The following is a 22,007-nucleotide window of genomic DNA, read 5'->3' on the forward strand; positions in this document are numbered from 1 at the left end:
GCAGGATGGGCGCGGGTCGCGTCGATCCTGACACAGGCGGGGGGCATCCGCCGGAAAGGGGGACGCATGACTGACACGCACGCTGCGACGGATAGCGCGGTCGAAGACGCTGCGACGTGGCATTCGCGTCTCGACGCGCCGGATATGGACTGGGACCGGTTCGGCGAGTGGCTGGCGGCCGACCCGGTCCATCGCGCGGCCTATGATTCGATCGCGAGTCTCGATGCGGAGTTCGTCGCTGCCGCACCGGCGATCGCCGCATGCCTGCCGGCGAATGACGACAATGCGGACATTGCCGACCAAGACATCATACCCCGTGCAGTAGCGCGCGGTCGCCGGTGGCAGTGGGCGGCGCTCGGTTCCAGTGGAGCGCTTGCCGCGGGGCTGGCGTTTATGCTGGTCGCGCCGTCGGGCGACGATGCGGCACAGGCCTATGAAACGGGTCGCACCGAAACCCGGTCGGTGACGCTTGCCGATGGCAGTCGCATGCAGATTGATCGCGGCTCTCGCGTGTCCGTCAGTGGCGGCGGCAGTCCGGTGATCGAGATCGCACAAGGCGCGGCGAACTTTGCCGTCCGGCACGATCCTTCGCGCGTTCTGATGGTTCGCGCGGGCGGTTACGAAGTACGCGATCTGGGCACGACGTTCGATGTCGTCAGTGCGCGTGGACGGGTCGCCGTCACCGTCGCCGAGGGTATAGTGAGCGTCACGCCCGTCGGTGGCACGCCATCCGACGCAACGACGCTACATGCGGGCCAGACCTTGGATATTACTCCGGCCAAACAGACTGCCGAACGGCGGAAGGTCGATCCTGCGCGCGTGTCCGACTGGACCGACGGCCGCCTCGACTATGACGGCGCACCATTGCCACTGGTTGCGGCGGATATCGCGCGGTATGCGGACAGCCCGTTGACCGTTGACGCATCGGCGGCGAACCTGCGCTTTTCCGGGGTATTGACGATTGGTGACGGATCGCGGCTCGTCGATCAGCTACAGGCAGTGTTGCCGATACGCGTTCGTCGGGTTGCTGGCGTCGTGCATCTGGGTGCCGCCGGCGGACGCTGAACGGGCTCCACCGGCCAGGCGTTCGATTACGATCCCTGCGGGACCGTTACGGTCTGCGCTCGAGTCGCTTGCAAGCCAGACCGGGATCTCGATCGGGATGGCCGGCGGGTTGCCGGATCTCGTCGTCAAGCGGGTCGACCATTTAACCGACGTAGCGGAGGCCGTGCGCCGCATGTTGGCCGGCAGCCGGCTGCGCGCGGTGCAGGTCGATGCGACCACGTGGCGGATCGAGGCTATTCCGGCAAAACGACTGCGCGAGCCGGCGCGTCGCGGTGACGCCGCGGGGACGCTGATTACCGGCGATATCGTCGTCATCGCCAGCAAGCGCGACGAACGGCTGTCCGATCTTCCCGCTTCGATCAGCTTCGTCGGTGGACCTACCTTGGGTCGGCTGGCGGGGCGGCGTGGACTGACCGACGTCATGGCGACGACCGACGGCGCATTCTCTACGAACCTCGGTCCGGGCCGTGACCGGATATTTCTCCGCGGGGTTGCCGACAGCGCGTTCAACGGCACCAGCCAGTCGCTCGTCAGCCTGTATCTGGACGATGCGCGGATCGGCTATTCGTCACCCGATCCCGACCTGCGGCTCGTCGATGTGGACCGGATCGAGATATTGCGCGGACCGCAGGGCACACTCTACGGCACCGGTGCACTCGGCGGGGTCGTTCGTGTCGTAACCGCCGCGCCGGACCTGGATCGGCTCGCGGGCGGCGTCGCGGTCGAGGGAACGGGGATCAACAACGGTGCGGTCGGTGGCGCGGTCGAGGGGATGCTCAACCTGCCGATCGTCATCGGCACGGTCGCGCTTCGGGCCTCTGGCTGGATCGAGACGATGCCCGGCTGGATCGACGATACCGGGCGTGACCGGCGCAACGTAAACCGCACGCGGCGGGTCGGTGGCCGTGCCGCGCTGCGCTGGTCGATCGGCGGGGGTGGTCGGCGACCTTGAGCGGCGTCGCCCAACGCATCGCCGCGCGCGACAGCCAATATGCGACCAGTCGCCTGTCGCGCGCCACGCGGATCGCCGAGCCGCAGGACAACGACTTCACATCCGGGGCGCTGACGGTGCGGGGGCCGATCGGCAAACTCGAGGCGCAGGCCACGACGGCCTATGTCGACCAGGAGTTCGGCAGCACCTATGATGCGAGCATCCTCGCATCGTCGCTCGGCGTGGCATCACCGGTCGCGTATATCGAGGATCGCTCCGCGCGGCTGCTGTCGCAGGAGGTCCGGCTGAGCGACCCGACTGCGCGCCATCCCTGGATCATCGGTGCGACCATCCTGCATTCGACCAGCCTTCTGAAGGGGCGCTTCACGTCGGTCGGCGACGACACCATCGACGCGCGACGCGACGAGGGGAGGACGTCACGGACCTCGCCGTGTTCACCGAGGGTACGCAGCGCCTCTCAAGCGCGCTCGATTTCAAGCTCGGGCTGCGGGCCTTCTCGACGTCGAGCCATCTTGAGCAGCAGGCACCTGGCCGCGTTCGCGCCAACCGCATCGGTATTACCCCCCAGCGGGACGCTCAGCTGGCATCGCGACGATCTCGGCTTGGTCTGGCTTCGCTATGCCAGCGCCGTGCGTCCCGCGGGGATCAGCCGGACCGCCGATCCGACCAATCTCCGGATTCCTGGCGACGAACTTCAGAGCCTTGAACTCGGCTGGCGCATACGTGCTGCTGGCGATCGGCTGGCCTTGCACGGCGCGGTGTTCGGGTCGGCATGGCAGCATCTACGGAGCGATACTGTAGGGCCCGATGGACTCCTCGGAACCGTCGACGCGGGCAATGCAGTGAATTACGGCCTGGAGCTAGGCGGCGTCCTGAACCTGTCCCCGATCACGATCGATTTCGGGGCCACGCTGCAACGCGCGCGCCTGACTTCGCCGTCGTCGAACACCGGCCTCGATCGCGACGATCGGCGCCTGCCGGTCGTTCCCGACATATCGTCTCGACTGACGGCATCGCGAACCCTCGTCGCGTTCGGCTCGCCCGCCTCGGTTTACGGTGTCGCGCGCTATACCGGTCGCACGCGATTGAGCTTCGATCCGTTGCTGGATCGCCCGGCTGGGAACTATGCGACGATCGACGCCGGCGCGACGATCGACCGCGGGCCGTGGCACTGGTCGATCGCCGTCGACAACCTGCTCGATAGCCGCGGCAACAGTTTTGGCTTCGGCAATCCGTTCACGCTGGCCACGAGCACGCAGACCGTTCCCATCCGGCCGAGGACCATAACTCTGCGCGCCACGATCGGGCTGTGAAGTCTCGAAAGCACGACCAACCACCGCAATTGCCGACCGAATCGCAGCTTGGTTTTCGGATTCCGACGTAACCTTTTCGCGCAGCAGATCGCTGCTTGTAAAAAAAGGACGTCGCGATGACCTTCGAATATTCCCCCTCCATACCCTCCGAGAGGCACCAAGAGCTTCACGAGGCCTCAATTCATTCCTTGAGCGCGGTGCCCAGCCGGCGCCCGTTCGAGTTCGTCGACCTGGAAACGCATTTCGACAGCGAACTCGAAACCCTCTGGACCTACATGCGCCAACGCAGCCGGCCGAGCTTCAACCCTAGTTTGCTCGCCGAGTTCACCCAGTGGCAGAACGACATCGCAGCTGCACGGTCGTCGGCTACCATGCCGATCCGGTATGTCGTCCTCGGATCTCGTTTTCCCGGCGTATTTTCCCTCGGCGGTGACCTCGACCTCTTCTCGGCGCACATCCGCAACGGCGATCGGGCGGCACTCGTCCGCTACGGCCGTGCATGTGTCCATATCCTGCACCGCAACATGCTCAGCCTCGATCAACCGATCATCACGATCGGGTTGGTGGAAGGCGATGCGCTGGGGGGCGGGTTCGAGGCGCTGTTGTCGTTCAACGTCGTGATCGCCGAACGCGGCACGCATTTCGGCCTGCCCGAAACCAATTTCGGTCTCTTTCCCGGCATGGGCGCGCATTGCTTCCTGTCCCGGCGCCTGGGCGCGGCGCGGGCGGAACAGATGATCCTGAGCGGCCGGTCGTACACCGCCGAAGAGCTGTACGAGCTCGGCATCGTCCACGCGCTCGCCGATCCCGGCATGGGCCGTGCCGAAGTCGAGCGCTATATTCGCCAGAACCGTCGTCGGCATAGCGGGCACTGCGCGATCTACGAGGCGTCGCGGTCAGTCAATCCGCTGCCGCTCGTCGAGCTGCAGGCAGTCGTGGATCTATGGGCGGATGCCGCGCTCAGGCTTAGCGAGGCGGACCTCAAGTTGATGCGCCGCCTTGTTGGTGCGCAGACGCGGCTGTTGGACAAGGCAGCGTAGCGTCCCGCTCAGGAGCGGCCTAACGCCTTGACGTCTTTGCCGGCAAGCATCGTCATGACCATGCTTGCCGGCATCGGATGTGCCAGCAGAAAACCCTGCACCGCATCGCAGCGGGTACGGCGCAATTGTTCGAGTTGCGCCTGCGTCTCGACCCCTTCGGCCACCGTCTGCATACCCAGCTTAGCTGCCAGTTCGATCACGGTCTGGACGATCGCAACCGATGCCGGGCTCTGCTCGAGGTCCGTGATGAACGATCGGTCGATCTTCAAAGTCTGGAAGGGGAATTTGGTCAGGTAGCTGAGCGAGGAATAGCCTGTTCCGAAGTCGTCGAGCGTGGTCCGGACATCAAGGCGGTTGATCGCGTCCAGTGCCGCCAGCGACGCATCGATATCCTCGAGAAGGACAGATTCTGTCACCTCCAGCTCCAGGCGGTCCGCTGCCAGGCCACTGGCGGCCAGCGCGCTCATGATGACGGTCGGCATGTTCGCCGATCGCAGCTGGATCGGTGACAAGTTGACGGCGACGGTCACGTCCTTAGGCCAGTCGCTGGCGGTCCGGCACGCTTCCCGGATTACCCAGTCGCCGATCACGACGATCAACCCATTCTCCTCCGCGATCGGTATGAACTCGGCGGGCGAAATCGCGCCGTAACGGCGGTTGGTCCAACGCAGCAGCGTCTCGCAAGATAATATGCGCTGGCCAGTCAGGTCGAAGATCGGCTGGAACATGAGATGGAACTCGCCACGCTTCAGCGCACCCTGCATCTCGGCGCCCAGATCGCGCGTCCGTTCGATCTTCTCGTCCATCAGCGGCTCATAGAACCGCATCTGGCCACGGCCACTTTCCCTTTGCGCGGTACAAAGCGAGATCGGCATTCTTCAACAACGTGTCCGCGTCGATGCCGTCGGATGGTGCGACCGCGATGCCGAGCGATGCCCCGACGCACAACGCGCGACCGTCGTGATGGACTGGTTGCTCGACGAGCGCGATGATCCGTTCGCCCTTCGCGACGGCTTCTGTTTGCGAGACGACGTCGCAGATCACCGCGAACTCGTCGCCACCCAGCCGGGCTACGATCCCGGTTGCGCCGAATTCGGTGTCGAGCCGCTGTGCCACCCCTGCCAGCAGCGCATTGCCGGCCAAATGCCCGAACGAGTCGTTGATCTCTTTGAACCGGTCCAGATCGATCCAGAAGATGGCGAGGCGTCGGTCGCCGTGACCTAAAGCCTGCAACCGCGACTCGAACTGTTCGCGGAACGCCGTCCGGTTGGCGACGCCGGTCAGGTCGTCGCGGCGGGCGACGGCAGCATGATGTTCGGCGAGCGCCGCCTTCTCGCGAGATACCAGCGTTGCCTTCAGGATGACGCCATAAGTCTGCAGGGTGATGTCCATCATCGCGACGACGAACAGGACGATCACCGCAGCCAGTGCCATCTTCAGCGGCTGCATCGAAACGACCAGCCCGACGGTCAGGGGCAGCGAGGCGAAGCATAATTGGGACAGCGCTATCCACGGCCGTCCAGCGTTGCGACCCGCAATCCCTGCAGCGTATCCGATCGTCGTCGTCACCGCGAGCAGCTGAAGAACGCCGTCGTCGCTATGGACGAGCGTCAAAAGCCCGAACGTGCCGAGCAGCGCCGAATACCCCAGCGCCCCCGATCGATAGATAAATTCCTGCCGAGCCGCCCAGCCGTTTTTCAATGATCTCGTCCGGGCAGCCCGACCCGGTCGCTTCAGCGCGTCGATCATTCGTATTCCCGCAACCAACGCGATCGCCAACGCACAGACGACCAGCCAATGATTGCCACTGACGTAGGCGACGATGCCCGTGATACCGCTGCTGGTAATCGCGCCGATGATCAGCGATTGCGGGGATGCGTATAGCGACTCCAGCAGGGTGGCACGAACCGACGCGGCGATCGCTTGGTCAGAATGCCGTAGCTGTCTGAGACGAGAGATTAAGCCACTCATTCAATCGTCCATGGACGTCGAAGATTTAAAAGAAACGAATGAAGCGAGATTTGCCACCGTTCAGCACGTGAGTCAGGGATGTCGAAGACACCGTGATGAAGCCCCTGCGCGTCCGCAGAACACGCGTGGTCGAGCGGATCGTTACTGCGCTCCGCGCATACGTCAGACCGGTGAGCCAATGGCGACAATGGTCACCGACTCCGTTTGAAGTCGAACGACCGGTTCGGACAGCGACCCTTGACGCCCAACCACATCAGATCAGCCCCTCATGCTGCATTGCCGTCTGGACTGCGGGACGCGCTTTCATCCGTTCCCGGAATGCTTGCAGTGGCGCCGGCACGTCGACCTGGTTCTTCGCCGCCCACAACAGCATCACGAACAGATAGCAGTCGGCCACGCTGACGGCGTCCCCGAACAGATAGTCGCCCTCCATCGTATCGGCGAGATAGCCCATCCGCTTGACGATCGTCTCTCTGGCTTTCGCCTTCTCTTCGTCGCTCCCGCCGGAGAAGAACGGCTTGAAGCTCTTGTGGATCTCGGTCGAGATGAAGGCGAGCGCCATGAGAAGGTGCGTGTGCCCCATCGTTCCGCTTGGTTTCAGCGCGCTATCCTGATGCGCGATCCAGTCGAGGATGGCGATGTTCTCCGTCAGCGTCTCGCCCGAGTCCAGGGTCAGGGCGGGGACGTAACCTTTCGGGTTGATCTTTGTATAGTCGGCGCCGCCCTCGGTCCGCTTGGCCTTGAGATCGACCTTTTCGTGTTCGAACGAAAGCCCGGCTTCGTGCAGCGCGATGTGATCTGCGAAGCTGCAAGCGCCGGGGGAATAATAGAGCTTCATCGATGATCTCCGCGTTGATCTTCCTGAACGCGCAAGCGCGCCGATCGCTGCGACCGTCACCCGATCTCCGCTATTGCAGCACCGCCGCGCGCACCCATCTCCGGTCGATGAACGACAATCTGATCCGCCTCGGTCTCCTCGACGAGGACGACATCATTCTCGATGAGGCCGCGCTTTCGCTGGCGCTGCTCGATCATCCAGACACCGACCCGATACCCTATCGCGCTCTGATCGACGCCGTGGCAGCACGTCTCGAGACGGTCGGCCGAGGTGCCGATACGGCCGAAGAGCGCGCCGATATCCTGTCGGAAGTGCTGGGCGAGGAGTTCGGCTTCGTCGGCGACCGCGAAACCTATGACGACCCCGCCAACGCCGACCTGATCCGTGTCATCGACCGGCGCCGCGGCCTGCCGGTAAGCCTGTCCATTCTCTACGTGGGTGCGGCACGCCGGATCGGATGGACGGCCGACGCGCTCGATGTTCCCGGGCACGTATTGGTGATGGTGGGGGGCCGAAGCGGCACCCGTCATCGTCGATCCGTTTCGGGGCGGAATGCGCGTCGATCGCGAGACGCTGGCCGCTTTGGTACTCGCGTCCAGCACCGGACCTGCCGAAGCCGTGTCCCATATCGCGACGATGCCGAACCGCGCGATCCTGGTGCGGCTGTTGCTGAACCAGGCGACGCGCGCCGAGCAGGCGGGGCATGGCCGACGCGCGCTGGAACTCTATACGCGGATGACTTTGATGGCGCCTGCCTACGGGCACGCGTGGTGGGAGCGCGCGCGCCTGGAACTGGTCGACGGCGACGTGACGGCCGCGCGGGGCAGCTTGAGCGCGATGCTGGAGATCACCCGCGATCCCGAACTGCGACGGCGGGTGACGGATACGCTGGCGTCTCTGCCTCCAACCTAGCTCTCCTCTTTCGTGTCGGGGCACGGGGTCCCGACCTAACAAAGCTTGGCGTCGGCGCGCTGTCGGCGCTAACCGCGCGGTCATGGCCGCGTCATCGATCCTCGTTGTCCTTCATGATTTCGCGCTGGGCGGCACCGAACGCGTTGCCGTGCGGCTCGCTGAAGCGTGGGCGAAGCGGGGTGCCGCGGTCACGATCTTTGCCGGTTCGGACGCCGGGCCGCTTCGAGCATTGGCTGGCGAAGTGGTCGAGATCGTCGTTGCCGAGCCTTCGATCCTACGTAGATCGGGCTCGCGCAGGCGATTGGCGCAGGCCGCGCGCGCGTTCGTCGAGCAGCGACGGTTCGACGGCGTCTTCATTCCCGGTAATTTCCATTGGCCGGTCGCCGCCGCTCTGGCCGGATCGGGCATCCCCGTAGTCGCGCAGGTCAGTGCAGCGCTCGACAAGCCGCAGCGCGGTCGGCTGCGGCAATGGGCGTTCGAGGTTCGGATGCGACACCTTCTTCGCAAAGTGCAGGCCGTGGTCGCGCTGTCGGACGTCGCGCGTGATCAGGCGGACCGGATCCTCCGCCGTCCCGTGACGACGACGATCGCGTTGCCCGCGCTGAGCGACGACTCTGCGCCGCCTTTGCTGATCCCCGAAACGAAGCCGCCGATCGTGCTCGCTGCGGGACGACTGGTACCCGAAAAGGGATTCGCCCGGTTGATCGAGGCCTTCGCAAGACTACCCGAAGGCACCGCGCGGCTCGTCATCGTCGGGGACGGCCCGGAGGCGGATGCGTTGCGTCGGCAGAGCGAGGCGCTGGGGCTCGACGATCGGGTGGAGCTCGCCGGGTATGTCGCGGACATCCGGCCATGGCTGAATGCCGCGCGGCTGTTCGTGCTGGCGTCCGATTTCGAAGGATATCCGGCGGTCCTGGTCGAGGCCCTGGCAGCGGGCCGGCCGGCGGTCGCGACCGACTGTACCCCGGCGACACGGCTGCTCGATGCGCCGGGCGCGGGCATGGTCGTGCCGCTGGACGATAGCGATGCCCTGGCACGCGCGATCGCGGCAATGCTCGCGCAATCTGCGCCCGATCCGGAGGCACTTGCGGCATTGGTCGCACATCATCGAATAGGCGCGGTCGCGGCCGAGTATCTCGATCTGTTTGCAGGATTGCGCGCGTGAGCGATCGTCCGATGCGGATCGCCTATGTGATCAACTCGGTGGAGGGCGGCGGGGCCGCTTCGCCGGTACCCGCGGTGCTCGGCGTATTGCACGACGGCGGTGCGGAGGTTGCGGTGTTCGCACTGACCGCACGCGACCGCCGCGGCGAGACCGCGATGCGTGCCGCTGGGCTCGACGTGCATGTGCGCGATGGCGGCGAGACAGATCATGGCGCGGCACTCCGCTGGCTCGACACGACCCTCAAGGACTGGGCACCGACGCATCTCTGGACCTCTCTCACCCGTGCGACCCTGCTCGGCCAGATCGTGGGCGTGCGGCGGGGATGGCCGGTCGTGAGCTGGCAGCACGCTGCTTTCCTCAAGCCGGCCAACCGCGTCTTGCTGCGGGCGACACAACGGCTGTCACGACTGTGGGTCGGCGACTCCACCGCGGTGACGCGACTGACTGCGGAACGGCTGCACGTGCCCCCCGAGCGTCTTGTCCAATGGTCGATCTTCCGCGCGGATCCCGAAGCGCTTCAGGCGACGCCATGGCGGCCGGGCCAGCCGATCCGGATCGGTAGCCTCGGCCGGCTGCACCGCGTGAAGGGCTACGACGTGCTGATCGAAGCGCTGGCGTTGCTCGACACGTCGACGCCTTACGAGATGGTGATCACGGGGGACGGCGCCGAACGAGACGTTCTCGAAGCCCGCGCGGTCGCGCTCGGTATCAAGTCGCTGCGGTTCGCAGGCTATGCGGCTGACCCCGCGGTATTCCTGGCAAGCTGCCATCTCTACGTGCAGCCATCGCGCTCCGAAGGGCTCTGTGTCGCCGCGCACGAGGCGATGCAGGCGGGGCTGCCTGTGATCGCTTCGGCGGTCGGCGAACTCCCCGGTAGCATCATCGATGGCGAGACCGGCTTCATCGTCCCCCCGGGCGATCCGGTAGCGCTCGCCGCTGCGTTGTCGCGAGCGTTGGCCGAGCCGACACAGCTGGCAACGATGGGACAGGCGGGTCGCGAGCGCGTTCTCGCGACTTTCGGGCCGGACCGGTTCGCTGCGACCGGCCTCGCTATCCTCGAACGGATGCGCGCCTTCTAGGACGCAATTTTTTGATCTCTCGGATCGCTTCTATCGAGAGCCCGTGCAACGACAATTCAGTGCGTTTCATATCGACCAACGTCACCGGCCCCGCCGCCGATAGCGTGTGAAACCCTTCGACGAACGGCGCGGAAGAGGCCGGCGGGACCATCGCGTCGCCCACCTCAGCCTCGAACAGATCAGGCGTCAGGACCGTCATGGTCAACGGGCGGATCGCGCCACCATAGGTCCGGCTGCAATCCTGCACCGGCAGTACGATCCGGCCATCGATCACCAGCGGCATCCCGCCCGGTCGCGCGCTGGCGACATCGACCCGCACGGGGTTCCTCGGGTGCGGCGTCCACGGTCCCGCCAGCCGGTCCGCACAGGCGACGTGCAGCGCACTCATCTTGTCCGGCTCGCGGTCGGCCGAGGTGTAGAAGAGCCACCACCGCCCATCATGGAATACCGGCGTGGCATCGACCGCGACGTGATCGAGTTCGATGACATGCGCGGGCTCCCACCGGGTCGGGAAATCGACCGCGCGGTACAGCGTCAGCCGGTTCGAGCGATGCGCCTCGGGCAGCATCCACGTCTCGCCCTCCGCCTCGAACACCAGCGGATGGGACAGATGCCACGGCTCGTTGAGCACCGGCTGACGGTCGATCAGGCGGAAGTCCGCATTATAGACGAGCACTTCGATCGCGCCGATCCGGACGCGGTAATCATAGGTCTCGACGAACACGAACAGCCGCCCGTCGCGCCACAACCCGAACGGGTCGGCGAGAAACTGGAAGCTGCCCATCGGCGGCAGCCACATCAGGGGGAACCCCTCGATCGAGCCGCGCGCGACGATCGCCTCGGCGGTCGCCATCACGATCGCGGGGCGCCAGATATCCTTGCGTAGAGCCACGGTGGTCGATCGATCCCAAACGCCGCGCCAGACAGGGGCGCCTCGCGGGCCTTCTCGCGGCGGATCAGGCTACGCGCAACCCCTGCGTTCCGGCGACCGTTTCGAGTTCGCGTTCGGGTAGCACTGTCGGGACGGTATCGCCGAGCACGCTCATCACCGCGCGCGCCGCCCGCACCGCGGAGCGTTCCGCGGTTAGTTCGAAGCTGCGCTGGAATAGCGCGCGCTGGACCGGCCGATAGCGGTCATGCTGCGCCACCGCCCGGTCTAATGCATCGCTAAGTCGCTCGGTGCCGGTCACGACTTCGCCCGCCTGCCAGTGCGCATAGTTCGCGTCGCCGTCCCACGCCGTCGCGTGCGCATCGAGGAACAGGCACGGTCGCGGCGTGTGGAGGAACTCGTATACCTGGCTGCTGACGTCGCCGAGATAGATGTCCGCCGCCGCGGTATAGGTCATGTCCGTCGATGCGGCCGAACCAAGATCGACATGAATGTTCGGCGCGTCGAGAAAGCGCTGCTCGATCACGCCGGCGCGGTCGATCCGGAACTTGTCGATCGTCAGCACGAACTTGCGGTGGAACAGCATGACGTGCGGCGCGAAGATCAGATTGTAGCGGTCGTCGTGCAGAAAATGCTCGAGCACCGCGCGGCCCTGTGCGTACCAGGACGACAGATGCGGCGACGGATGCGGGTTGTAGAGCACGGTCGGTTTACCATTCGCCTGGAACAGCAGGCGCGGCGCGGGCTCCGGCATCAGGTCGAACTTGGGATAGCCGATCAGGCTCATCCGGTTGAACGGCACGCCGGCCTCGCGGTGCAGGCGCTGGCGGATCTTGCTGCCCGACACGAGGACGTGATCGAACGTCGCGCTGTGCTTGTTGAAGCCGATCGCCCGGTCGCCCGCACCGTGGCGCGTATGGATGATCTTGAGATCGTCGAGGCCATAGCGCGTCTTGAGCAGCAGCGACGTCTTCTCGGCGACCACCAGCGCGTCAAGCGACCGGAAGAAATCGAGATTGTCGCGGTAGATACCGATCTTGGTCACCGGCAGCGCCCATTCGAGCGAGCTCGCCAGCGCGCGCGTCGATGCGCGACGCAGGCCCAGTTCGACCAGGGGAACGGTGACGCCGAGCCGCGCGCACAGGCGCCGCACTTCGTCGGTTAGCCGTGCGTTGGTGGTCGCGACGACGATCTCCGCATCGGGATAGCCCTCCGCCATCGCCAGGGCAGTCGGGAGAGCGTGCGCGACCTGATGAACCTGGTCATGATTGAACAGAAAACCGATCTTCATGGCCGGTAGACGTTCCCGGCGCCAGGCATCCTCACTAAATATTTTGTCATCTGGCCGATCACGCGGAACTTTCTGTTCGTCGGCGCAACGCTCCGCGTCTAAGCGCTCGCGATGCGTTCGCTTTTCCACCGTATGACGTCCCGGCAGGCGGACTCCGCCAAAGCTGGGGCGGGACGCGGCGATCGGTCGGGGCTATGGCTGGTGCTGGCGAACCTCGCCCACCTGCTCGGCGGCAAGGCGGCGGCGGGCGTCATGAGCCTTGTGTACCTCGTGCTCGTGACTCACCGGCTGGGCGCGGCCGATTACGGCGTTCTGGTGCTGGTCAACGCCTATGCCGTGCTGATCGGCAGCGTTCTGGCGTTCTCCGGATTTCACGGCGTGGTGCGGTATGGCGGGCTTGCGCTGGAGGCAGGCGATCGGGCCGGGTTCGCGCGGATCGTCCGGTTCATGGCGGTGATCGAGCTCGGCTGCGGCGCGCTCGCGGTAGTCGTGGCGGCGCTGCTGGTGCCGCTGATCGGACCACGGCTCGGCTGGTCGCCCGACACGATCCGGATCGCCATTCCGTATTCGCTCGCGGTGATCGCGACGGTCCGCGCGACGCCGCAGGGACTGCTGCAGATCGCCGACCGGTTCGACCTGATCGGCATCCACCAGGCGGTGTCGCCGCTGATCCGCCTGGTCGGCGCTCTGGGAGTCTGGTTCGCGGGCGGGGGGCTGATCGGCTTCATCGCGGTCTGGCTGGTCGCCGCCGTCGCCGAGGGGGCTGGCGATGTGGGGCTTCGGCTGGGTCGCGTGGCGCAAGCTTGCCGCCGGCGAGCGGTTGCGCGGACCATGGCGCGGCGCTGCGCGCGATACCGAGGGGCTCAAGCGCTTCATCCTCATCACCAATTTCGACATCACGGTCCGGGAGCTCGCGACGAACCTCGCGCCGTTGACGGTCGGCTGGTTGCTCGGGCCGGCGGCGGCAGGATTGCTCGCATTGACGCAGCGCGCGACGTCGTTGCTCGCCCAGCCGACGGTGCTGCTGAGCCAGGCCAGCTACGCCGTGCTCGCCGCCCAGGTCGCGCGCGGTGATCTGAAGGCGTTGCGGCACACGGTCTGGCGCAGCGCGGGACTGGCGCTCGCAGTGGCGCTGCCGATCGTTCTGGTTCTCGCTTTTGCGGGCAACCGCCTGCTGGTGACGCTGGGCGGCGCGAGCTTTGAAGGCGGCACGGTCCTCTTGATCCTCATTGCCGGAGCACGAGCGGCGGGGCTCGCGAGCGCACCACTGGCCTCGGGACTGACAGCACTCGGGCTGCCGGGACGTTCGATGACCATCGGCCTCGTCACCAGCCTCGTGCTCTACCCGCTGCTGCCCGCGATGCTGTGGGCGTTCGGGACCGACGGGGCAGGGTGGCACGCGCTGCTCCAGAACGGCGTCGCGATCGTCGCGCTGGCGGTGCTGTTCCGCCGCGACGCAAAGGCCGACCCGGCGTGACCTTGGGCGGACTCCGTGCCGTGTTCCTCGCCGAGCGTGCGATGCTGCTGCGATTGCTCGTCGCGCGGTTGGGCAGCGTCGAGGAGGCGGAGGATGCGTTGCAGGATCTTTGGCTGAAGCTGGAGACGGTGACCGGCGGCCCGATCGCCGAACCGCTCGGCTATATCTGCCGGATGGCGAACAACATCGCCGTCGACCGCCGTCGTCGCGCGGCGCGGCGGGCGGATCGCGACACCGACTGGCTGGAAACGCAGGCGACCGCCGACGAGCATCCCGATGCCGAACGCGCGTTGATTGCCCGCGAACGGCTCGGGCGGGTCGAGGCGACGCTCGCCGGCCTGCCAGATCGCGTCGCGACCGCGTTCCGCCTCTATCGGTTCGAGGACCTGCCGCAGAAGGCGATCGCCGAGCAGATGGGGATCACCGTCAGTGGCGTCGAGAAGCTGCTGCACCGCGCGTATCTGCGAATTCACTTGCAACGGAGCAATTCCGGTGCGGATATCCCGCAGGCAGGACGTCTCACTCATGAGGAGGACCAGCGCGATGGTCGGTAAGTGGGGCAAGGACGGCGATTACGGCCCGGGTTACGGCGAAGACGCCGCGGCCGAGGCGGTCGCGTGGCACCTCCGCTTGCCGACTGCCGATGGTGGCGCATGGACGGCATTCGCCGACTGGATTGAGGCTGACCCGCAAAACGCGCGCGCCTATGACGCGCTGGCAGTCGCGGACGCGGAGCTGACCGACGCGCTGAGCCCGCCAGACTGGTCGCAAGCAATACCGCCGGTTGTCGCCAACGACGACCGACCGACGCCGCGGCGGCGGTGGGTGATGGGAGCCGTCGGCGGACTGGCGGCGGCGGGGATCGTCGGCGTCATGCTACCGCTCGAAAACCCGTCAAAGTTGGCGGCGCGGATCATCGAGACGCCGGCCGGAGTCCGCCGGAGCGTGACGCTCGCCGACGGCAGCCGTATCGACCTGAACGGCGGCACTAGGCTCGCGGTCGACGACGGCAATGCGCGGCTGGTCACGCTGGAACGCGGCGAAGCGATCTTCCGGGTCACGCACGACGCCGCGCATCCCTTCGTCGTCCAGTCGGGGACGATGCGGTTGCAGGACGTCGGCACCGTCTTCAACGTCGCTCGCGTCGGCACGCATCTCGGCGTCCAGGTCGCCGAGGGTGCAGTGATGTTCCAGCCCGAACAGGAACGCATCATGCTGACCGCCGGTGCGGCGCTGTCACACGTCGATGGCGGCGCGCCACGGATGTCGGGTATCGCGATCGACGACGTCGGCAGCTGGCGTAAGGGTCGGCTGGTCTTCCAGCAGACGCCGGTGCGGCTCGTTGCCGCGGCGCTGGAACGCAGCACCGGGACGGTCGTGCGCGTCGCTCCCGGACTGGCGGAAACGCGGTTCACCGGATCGATCGGCGTGACGGGCGGTGCCGACAGCCTGATCCCGCGCGCCGCAGCGCTGATCGGCGCTCGGGCGGAGCATGTTAATGGCCGCTGGCGTCTGGTCGGAGGCCATGCCGGTCCGTAAATTCAACCTGGCCGTATCGCTCCTCGCCGCCACCCTTCTTGCACCGTCGCTGTCTACGCCCGCTCGCGCAGCGGAGCGGCGGGCGATCGCCGTTGCGCCGGGGCCGCTCGATCGCGCGATCGCGGTGCTCGCACAACAGGCGGGTGTCGACATCGGCAGCGCGGAGCCTGGTCTGTCGCGGGTCATGACGGGGGGGCAAAGGGCCGACTGACCGCGGCCACAGCCCTCGACCAGATGCTCGCCGGCACCCCGTACACCGCGCAACGACTTGGCGGAGGCAGCTTTAGGATCGTTCGTCGCGCTGTCGTCCGGCAGCCAGTCGCTCGCGAACCCCAACCGAAACCGAGACACCCCCTGACGCCGCCGCCGGTCGAAGTGTCGCCCGAAATCACCGTTACCGCGACCAAGCGTGCAACGTCGCGACTTCGCTTTCCCGGTGCGCTCACCATTTTGCGGCCGGCAAGCGGGGTAAACATCCGCAACGATGCCGCAAACGGCATGGACGAAGCGATCGCCGCGACGCCGATCCTGCAGAGCACGGCGCTGGGTGCCGGTCGCAACAAGCTGTTCATCCGCGGGGTCGCGGACAGCAGCTTCACCGGCCCCACGCAATCGACCGCCAACGTCTATTTCGGCGAGGTGCCGGTCGCGTATAACGGTCCCGAACCCGGTCTCAACCTGTACGACGTTGATCAGGTCGAAGTCCTCGAAGGGCCGCAGGGCACGCTGTACGGCGCAGGCGCGATCGGGGGAATCGTCCGGCTGGTGCCGCACGCGGTCGATCTGTCGGGAGTGTCGGCCAATGTGTCGGGCGGCGTCAGCGCGACCAAGTCGGGCGATCCGGGCGGCGATATCGCCGGGATGGTCAACATACCGATAGAGACGGGCGTCGCTGGCGTACGCGCGGTCGGCTACCGGGTCGTCGAAGGCGGCTATATCGACGATATCCGCCGCAACCTCCGCAACGTCAACCGAGTGGCGACCACGGGCGGACGCCTAGACGTGCGCGTCGTTCCGGCGAGCGGGTGGACGATCGACGCGGGTGTCGTGATCCAGAATTTGACCGCCCCCGACCTGCAATATGCCGAGCGCGGTATGGGATCGCTCTCGCGCGCGTCCCTGCTCGCGCAGCCGTTCAGCCAGCAATATTTCCTTGGGCGTGTCGTGGTCGACAGGCGTTGGGAGGACGGGCTGCACCTCGTCTCGGCGACCGGGTTCGTCCACCGCGATGCGGAGAGCCGGTTCGATGCCACGCGGCCGATCCGTCCGAACGCGCCGATCGCCTATGACACCGACGAGCGCAGTCGCTTGTTCTCGCACGAGACACGGCTCTCCCGCGCAAAGCCGAACGGCGCCGGTTGGCTGGTCGGCGTCGCGCTTATTCACGCGCGTGATGCCTATGCGCGCAAATACGGCGCGCCCGACAACCTGCGCGACATCGTCGGCGTCACCAATCGCACACTCGACGCAGCGGTGTTCGGCGAGGCGGGGATCGCGATCAGCCCGGCGTTGACCATCACCGCAGGTGCACGACTGACGCATCAGCGCACCGACGGCGACCCGATCGCCAAGCTCAAGACGACGACATACATCCGCGGACTAAGTTCGACCCGACTTGATCCGACGCTCGGCGTATCCTGGCTGCTGACCCCGACGCTGGCGGCGTATGCGCGCTACCAATCGGGTTTTCGGACCGGGGGATCACCGTGGCGCCGGGCGTCGGCCGCGTTACCGATCTCGTTCGCGATACAATCCACGTCGGGGAGATCGGCCTGCGCAGGGAGCGCCATGGACCGCTCGGGCTTTCCGCATCGATCGGTGCATCGCTGACCGACTGGCGGCATATCCAGGCGGATCTGGTCGACAAATCCGGTTTTCCGTTCACCACCAATCTCGGCAACAGCCACATCTATGGGCTTGAGGCGAGCGCCAACTGGGTGCCGCTGTCCGGCTTGAAGATCGACATGGCGATGTTCCTCAACGATACGCGTGTCGCCGATCCCGATCCGGCATTCCGTCGGCAGGTCGGCGCACGGCTGCCCAACACGCCGCCGTTCGCGGTATCGGGAAGCGTCGGCTATGAATGGTCGCTCAGCGCCGATACGCACGCCAGCGTCGACGCGGGTTGGCGCTACGTCGGCCGGTCGACCGTCGGGACGCAGGCCCCGCTCGACGTGTCACAGGGGGAATATGGCAGCACGCACCTCGGCGGTACGTGGAGCAGGAACAACATTCGTCTGACCGCCACCGTCGAGAATGTGTTCGACGTGAAGGGAGACCGCTTTGCGGGCGGCAACCCGTTCGCGCTGGCGGCGCGTAACGAATACACGCCACTGCGCCCGCGCACGTTCCGGCTGGGCGGCACGGTCGGCTGGTGATCGATCAGCGGATCGGCTGCAGCGATCCGCCTTGCAGGTAGGTGAGGGTGACCGGCACGACCGTCGTGCCCGATCCGACACGCACCTGGACGATCTTCGGATCGGGTTTGCGCGAGAACAGCATGTCGAACAGCGTGACATGCGGGTTGCCCGACGCCCCGCCGCCGTCACTGCGGTCGGTCTTGTCATTGGCATTGATGTCGTGGCGCACATCGACCGCATACACGCCTGGCCGATCGACCGGCATGCAGATCGCGACCCGGCCTTCGCGCGGCGTCGGAACTTCGGTGCGCAACAGCGTCTTTTTCTTGTCGAAATAGGTCGAGGACGATCCTCCGAACGTGCGGACACGAACGGTTCCAGTCCTCGCCTTGAACCCTTCCACGACGACCAGCATCGCCGGATGGGTACTGCCTGCCGTGCATTTCGCAGCGTCGGGACCGGTCGGTTTCAAAGCGGGATTGGGCGTCATCGACAACGCCGCGAGATACAGGGCAATCATGGTTCGTGGCTTTCGGTTCTTTCGGATCGGGATGCAACGCCGGCGCGTCGTACTCGGATCGGTAGATGTGCCGCTCGTTACAGGACTACCGTATCTTCAATATCTTACGGCGGACAGTTCGTATCGTTCACGAGACCTTCGCACATGCAGAACATGACGAATTTCTCACGGAACACGGTGGCGGCTTGGACGGTATTTCAGGTCTTCATGCAGTGCTTTCAAGGATACCGCCATGCGCTTCATTACCCTGCTCGCTCTTCCGCTCCTCGCGATGACGGCGTCGCCCGTGTTGGCGAAGGGCTGCATCCGCGGCGCTGCCGCTGGCGGCGTTGGCGGGCATTTCGTCGGTAAGGGCCATGCGGTTGCCGGTGCCGCCATCGGCTGCGTCGTTGCGCATCACCACTACGCCAAGCAGGCACGCACACAGAAAGCCGCAGCGCGCGCCCACGGCTGATGATTAAGGGTCGCGGACGGTACGCCGCTCGCGACCCTTCTCCGCAGTCAGTGGCTATAACGTCCGATCAACGCGCGTCTCAGCATGCGATCCTCGAGCGAATAATATAATGCAATCCGGTCGCCTTCCGCGACGGTTGAGGCGGCGAACGCTATATCTGTCGCCTCGCGGCTCAGCGCAGGCGGCGGCACGAGCAGCGGTTCCAACCCGCGCCCCGTGACCCGCGCGAGATCCGGACTGAAGCTGATCCAGCCGATCCGCCACCGCGCATCATGCGTCGCGCCATTATAGAACATCACCGGGTCAGCGCCCTCCGCCTGCCAGATCGGCCCGGTCGACAGATGCCAATTGTCCCAGCTATCGTCGCGGATGCCGAACGGGTCAGGCAGCACGGTCCACGGTCCCTTTGCAGTGGGCCCACCCGCCATGCCGATCCGCGACGCGCCATCCGCGGCGTATTCGTAGAACAACCGCCAGTCGCCGGCGCTCGTCTGCACCAGCGTGGCTTCCTTGATGTTGCCCTCGCCCGGCGGCGCCTTGAGGACCAGGTCCTCCTTCATCAGCGCCGTCAGGTCGCGGCCGGCGGCGAGGATCATGCAGCCCTGCGAGCGGTCCGCATCGACGCCGGTGTAGTAGATCAGATACTCGTGGTCGGGCGTCTTTAAGACGGTCGGGTCCTCGCATCCACCCATGTCCTCCGCGCCGGGGCCGGGGGTGATCGCAAGGCCTGGATCCATCGTGAACGACAGGCCTTCGCGACTTTCGCCGCGGGCAATAATGCCTGTGGGATCGTGCGGCCCGAGCGGGTGCGGAACGCCGCGGACCATGATCCGGTACAGGTCGCCTTCCTTCCAGATGAACGGGCTCATCAGGTCCATGCCGTCGATCACCGAATTGGCGGAGATCGCGACGGTGTCGAGCTGCTCGACCGCGTAGGTGACCATCACGCGCCCTGCGCGACGGTCAACGACAGCGCGCCGTCGATCGTCACCGTCGTGCCGGTGATATAGTCCGCCGCGGGCGAAAGCAGGAACGTCACCAGCGACGCGACCTCGTCTGGTCGTCCGGCGCGCTTCCACGGGATCGCGGCCTCCTTGGCAGCGAGCTCCTGCGGATGATCGAGTGCTGACTGGTTCATCGGCGTCAGGATCATGCCCGGTGCGACGCCGTTGACCGCGATGCCCTTAGGCGCAAGTTCGAGCGCGAGCGTCGCCGTCAATTGCGACAGGCCGCCCTTCGCGGAGTCATAATCGACGCCGCCGGGTCGCGGCGCGCGTTCGTGGATCGACGAGATGTTGACGATGCGGCCCTTGGTATCCTTGGCTTCCAGAGCACGGACCATGCGGCGACACGTCAGGAACGGGCCGTAGAGGTCGGAGCGGATGACCCGGTCGAACTGCGCCAGTTCCATATCCACCAGCATGACGCCGCTCATGTTGAGGCCCGCGGAGTTGATGAGAAGCGTGACCGTGCCGAACGCAGCTTCCGCCTGTGCGAACAGATGTTCAATCGCGGTTTCGTCGCCGACATCGGTTTGCACGGCAATTGCGCGGTCGGCGCCGCCGATCGCCGCGCATACCGCCTGCGCCGCCGCCGCGTCCTTGAAATAGGTGACGACAACGCGCGCGCCGGCCTCGCCGAGCGCCTTGGCGCAGGCAGCACCAATGCCAGATTCACCGCCGGTGACGATAGCGATTTGATCGTTGAGGATGGTCATCCTTCCCCAACAGGCGATGCGACCCCCGAGTTGCAGTAAATGGCGGGATGACGCGCTTTTCACCTCGTCGTCATGCAATCCGAAGTCCGCTGGTCAGTGCATCGAGCAGCGCATCCACCTTCGGGCTGAGTTGACGTCGCCGGGGCCAGACCAGATGCAGCGGAAGCCCCGCCGTCGCCAGTTCGGGAAGGACCTCGACCAGGTCGCCACGCGCGAGTTCGTCCTCGATCAGCCAGGTCGCGAGTTGCGCGATACCGAACCCACCCTTGACCGCGCCGACCTGAGCCTCCGCGCTGCCAAGGACGATGCGGCCCTCCATCGCGCGCTCGTCGATGCCGCCAGCGCTGTCGGCAAAACGCCATTTGATCGTGCTGCCGTCGCCGCGCCCGTATAGGATGCAGTCGAACCGTGCGAGATCGTCCGCCGATGCCGGAGTCCCGCGCCGCGTGAGATAGGCGGGGGCGGCGCAGATTATGACGCGCTCGCTGCCGAGATAGCGGTGACCGAGATTGTCCGGCCACGGCTCCGACGCGCCGATCCGGATCGCGACGTCGATTCCCTCCTCGACGATGTCGATCTTCCGGTCGGTGAAGGTGATGCTCGGGCGTAGATTCGGATGGCGTTCGGCGAAGGCGAGCAACAGCGGCATCGCCTGCATCCGCCCGAACGCGATCGGCACGTCGACCTTCAGCCGCCCGACGATCTCCGACCGGTGCGCTGCCAGCACCGCTTCGGCATCGGCAAGATCCTCCAGCACGCGGACGCAGGTCTCGTAGAAGGCGGCGCCGACGTCGGTCAGCGTCAGCCGGCGGGTGGTCCGTTCGAACAACCGGCTACCAAGCCGCGCCTCCAGTCTCGCGACGCTCTTGCTGACCGCGGAGTTGGTCAGGTTCAGCCGCACGCCGGCCGCGGTGAAGCTGCCAGCGTCGGCGGTACAGACAAAAGCTTCGATACCTTTCAGGCGTTCGGAGGGGATCATGCGAGTCCATTCTGGAATTATTGTCCCGCCATACACGAAAACATGCCGCAGGACGTCGCTTTTCGTCGCGCGTAGAGACGGCAGTTACAGGAGTTTGCCAATGTCGTCCCCCGTTCGTCCTCTCAATGCCGCGACACCCAGCGCCAAGTCCGCAGGGCATGGCCTAGCCGTGCTGCTGCTGGCGATCTCCGCCTTCGTGATCGTCACGACCGAGTTCATCATCGTCGGCCTGCTCCCGAGCCTGTCGCGCGACCTCGGCATCTCGATCACCGTCGCCGGGCAGCTCGTGACCCTGTTCGCGTTCACTGTGATGCTTGCAGGACCGTTCCTGACCGCGATGCTGTCGCACTTCGAGCGCAAGCGGCTGTTCGTCGTGATCCTCATGATCTTCGCTGGCGCGAACGCACTCGCCGCGGCCGCGCCGGACATCTGGGTGCTGGGCCTCG

General features: G+C 65.9%; 23 protein-coding genes and 2 pseudogenes. 16 read left to right on the forward strand and 9 right to left on the reverse strand.

All coding sequences use genetic code 11. The features are described 5' to 3' along the window. Positions 1-66 precede the first annotated feature (66 nt). From NHF48_RS04385 to NHF48_RS04400, 4 genes are all read left to right on the forward strand, one after another. Complete coding sequence (locus NHF48_RS04385; protein WP_253070389.1) at positions 67-1,065, forward strand: FecR family protein; 999 nt, start codon at positions 67-69, stop codon at positions 1,063-1,065. Between the two features lie 97 nt (positions 1,066-1,162). Continuing rightward, the gene (locus NHF48_RS24275; protein WP_274705119.1) at positions 1,163-2,017 is read left to right on the forward strand and encodes a TonB-dependent receptor plug domain-containing protein; all 855 of its coding nucleotides are present in this window, start codon (positions 1,163-1,165) and stop codon (positions 2,015-2,017) included. After that, entirely contained in the window at positions 2,014-3,330 is a 1,317-nt protein-coding gene (locus tag NHF48_RS04395) for a hypothetical protein (protein ID WP_253070390.1), read from the forward strand. The genes NHF48_RS24275 and NHF48_RS04395 overlap by 4 nt, the downstream gene beginning before the upstream one ends. Before the next feature lie 197 nt (positions 3,331-3,527). Further along, entirely contained in the window at positions 3,528-4,370 is an 843-nt protein-coding gene (locus NHF48_RS04400; protein ID WP_253070391.1) for a crotonase/enoyl-CoA hydratase family protein, read from the forward strand. Positions 4,371-4,378: 8 nt separating this feature from the next. On the opposite strand, the gene NHF48_RS04405 is transcribed toward NHF48_RS04400, so the two are convergent. The 3 genes from NHF48_RS04405 to NHF48_RS04415 form a co-directional block, all read right to left on the reverse strand. Continuing rightward, entirely contained in the window at positions 4,379-5,197 is an 819-nt protein-coding gene (locus tag NHF48_RS04405; protein ID WP_263816718.1) for a putative bifunctional diguanylate cyclase/phosphodiesterase, read from the reverse strand. Further along, positions 5,184-6,341, reverse strand: a complete 1,158-nt coding sequence (locus NHF48_RS04410; RefSeq protein ID WP_253070393.1) for a GGDEF domain-containing protein — start codon at positions 6,339-6,341, stop codon at positions 5,184-5,186. Before NHF48_RS04410 ends, NHF48_RS04405 begins: the two co-directional genes overlap by 14 nt. A gap of 253 nt (positions 6,342-6,594) precedes the next feature. Then, a complete protein-coding gene (locus NHF48_RS04415; protein ID WP_253070394.1) occupies positions 6,595-7,179 on the reverse strand; it encodes a glutathione S-transferase family protein in 585 nt (194 codons plus the stop codon). Positions 7,180-7,286: 107 nt separating this feature from the next. On the opposite strand from NHF48_RS04415, the pseudogene NHF48_RS04420 reads away from it, so the two are divergent. From NHF48_RS04420 to NHF48_RS04435, 4 genes and pseudogenes are all read left to right on the forward strand, one after another. After that, positions 7,287-7,628 (forward strand): annotated as a pseudogene (locus NHF48_RS04420) (transglutaminase family protein); the annotation flags it as partial. A gap of 103 nt (positions 7,629-7,731) precedes the next feature. Continuing rightward, positions 7,732-8,091, forward strand: a complete 360-nt coding sequence (locus NHF48_RS04425; RefSeq protein ID WP_253070395.1) for a tetratricopeptide repeat protein — start codon at positions 7,732-7,734, stop codon at positions 8,089-8,091. Between the two features lie 82 nt (positions 8,092-8,173). Continuing rightward, on the forward strand, positions 8,174-9,256 hold the full coding sequence (locus NHF48_RS04430; protein WP_253070396.1) for a glycosyltransferase: 1,083 nt from the start codon (positions 8,174-8,176) through the stop codon (positions 9,254-9,256). Between the two features lie 11 nt (positions 9,257-9,267). Further along, positions 9,268-10,335, forward strand: coding sequence for a glycosyltransferase (locus NHF48_RS04435; protein ID WP_253072334.1), 1,068 nt, complete (start codon positions 9,268-9,270; stop codon positions 10,333-10,335). Here the strand turns inward: NHF48_RS04435 and NHF48_RS04440 are convergent. Together NHF48_RS04440 and NHF48_RS04445 are read right to left on the reverse strand one after the other, a co-directional pair. Then, entirely contained in the window at positions 10,307-11,227 is a 921-nt protein-coding gene (locus NHF48_RS04440; protein ID WP_253070397.1) for a glucosamine inositolphosphorylceramide transferase family protein, read from the reverse strand. The two genes, NHF48_RS04435 and NHF48_RS04440, sit on opposite strands and share 29 nt — an antisense overlap. Before the next feature lie 64 nt (positions 11,228-11,291). Then, complete coding sequence (locus NHF48_RS04445) at positions 11,292-12,515, reverse strand: hypothetical protein (RefSeq protein ID WP_253070398.1); 1,224 nt, start codon at positions 12,513-12,515, stop codon at positions 11,292-11,294. Between the two features lie 111 nt (positions 12,516-12,626). On the opposite strand from NHF48_RS04445, the gene NHF48_RS04450 reads away from it, so the two are divergent. From NHF48_RS04450 to NHF48_RS04475, 6 genes are all read left to right on the forward strand, one after another. Then, positions 12,627-13,589 carry a lipopolysaccharide biosynthesis protein gene (locus NHF48_RS04450; RefSeq protein WP_253070399.1) on the forward strand — a complete coding sequence of 321 codons (963 nt, stop codon included), beginning with the start codon at positions 12,627-12,629 and terminating at the stop codon, positions 13,587-13,589. Beyond that, positions 13,486-13,992 (forward strand): lipopolysaccharide biosynthesis protein, encoded by a 507-nt coding sequence (locus NHF48_RS04455; protein WP_253070400.1) that lies wholly within the window; start codon positions 13,486-13,488, stop codon positions 13,990-13,992. Before NHF48_RS04450 ends, NHF48_RS04455 begins: the two co-directional genes overlap by 104 nt. Continuing rightward, positions 13,989-14,546 carry an RNA polymerase sigma factor gene (locus NHF48_RS04460; protein ID WP_253070401.1) on the forward strand — a complete coding sequence of 186 codons (558 nt, stop codon included), beginning with the start codon at positions 13,989-13,991 and terminating at the stop codon, positions 14,544-14,546. The genes NHF48_RS04455 and NHF48_RS04460 overlap by 4 nt, the downstream gene beginning before the upstream one ends. Beyond that, the gene (locus tag NHF48_RS04465) at positions 14,536-15,531 is read left to right on the forward strand and encodes a FecR family protein (protein WP_253070402.1); all 996 of its coding nucleotides are present in this window, start codon (positions 14,536-14,538) and stop codon (positions 15,529-15,531) included. Before NHF48_RS04460 ends, NHF48_RS04465 begins: the two co-directional genes overlap by 11 nt. Beyond that, a complete protein-coding gene (locus tag NHF48_RS04470) occupies positions 15,518-15,742 on the forward strand; it encodes a hypothetical protein (protein ID WP_253070403.1) in 225 nt (74 codons plus the stop codon). The genes NHF48_RS04465 and NHF48_RS04470 overlap by 14 nt, the downstream gene beginning before the upstream one ends. A 164-nt stretch (positions 15,743-15,906) precedes the next feature. Then, positions 15,907-17,361, forward strand: a complete 1,455-nt coding sequence (locus tag NHF48_RS04475; RefSeq protein ID WP_263816720.1) for a TonB-dependent receptor — start codon at positions 15,907-15,909, stop codon at positions 17,359-17,361. Positions 17,362-17,913: 552 nt separating this feature from the next. Here NHF48_RS04475 and NHF48_RS04485 read toward each other — a convergent pair. Next, on the reverse strand, positions 17,914-18,411 hold the full coding sequence (locus NHF48_RS04485) for a DUF2141 domain-containing protein (RefSeq protein WP_253070405.1): 498 nt from the start codon (positions 18,409-18,411) through the stop codon (positions 17,914-17,916). Positions 18,412-18,643: 232 nt separating this feature from the next. Between NHF48_RS04485 and NHF48_RS04490 the strand changes: the two genes are divergently transcribed. Further along, positions 18,644-18,865, forward strand: a complete 222-nt coding sequence (locus NHF48_RS04490; RefSeq protein ID WP_253070406.1) for a hypothetical protein — start codon at positions 18,644-18,646, stop codon at positions 18,863-18,865. 47 nt (positions 18,866-18,912) lie between these two features. On the opposite strand, the gene NHF48_RS04495 is transcribed toward NHF48_RS04490, so the two are convergent. The 3 genes from NHF48_RS04495 to NHF48_RS04505 all read right to left on the reverse strand — a co-directional run bounded on the left by NHF48_RS04495 (position 18,913) and on the right by NHF48_RS04505 (position 21,561). Then, entirely contained in the window at positions 18,913-19,809 is an 897-nt protein-coding gene (locus tag NHF48_RS04495; RefSeq protein ID WP_253072336.1) for a glycosidase, read from the reverse strand. Further along, a complete protein-coding gene (locus tag NHF48_RS04500; RefSeq protein ID WP_253070407.1) occupies positions 19,809-20,582 on the reverse strand; it encodes an SDR family NAD(P)-dependent oxidoreductase in 774 nt (257 codons plus the stop codon). The genes NHF48_RS04495 and NHF48_RS04500 overlap by 1 nt, the downstream gene beginning before the upstream one ends. Positions 20,583-20,652: 70 nt before the next feature. Continuing rightward, positions 20,653-21,561, reverse strand: a complete 909-nt coding sequence (locus NHF48_RS04505; RefSeq protein WP_253070408.1) for a LysR family transcriptional regulator — start codon at positions 21,559-21,561, stop codon at positions 20,653-20,655. Positions 21,562-21,661: 100 nt separating this feature from the next. Between NHF48_RS04505 and NHF48_RS04510 the strand changes: the two are divergent. Then, positions 21,662-21,985: pseudogene (locus tag NHF48_RS04510) on the forward strand (MFS transporter); the annotation flags it as partial. Between the last annotated feature and the right edge of the window lie 22 nt (positions 21,986-22,007).

Origin of the sequence: Sphingomonas sp. H160509, assembly GCF_024124765.2 — a bacterium.
Classification (GTDB): domain Bacteria; phylum Pseudomonadota; class Alphaproteobacteria; order Sphingomonadales; family Sphingomonadaceae; genus Sphingomonas.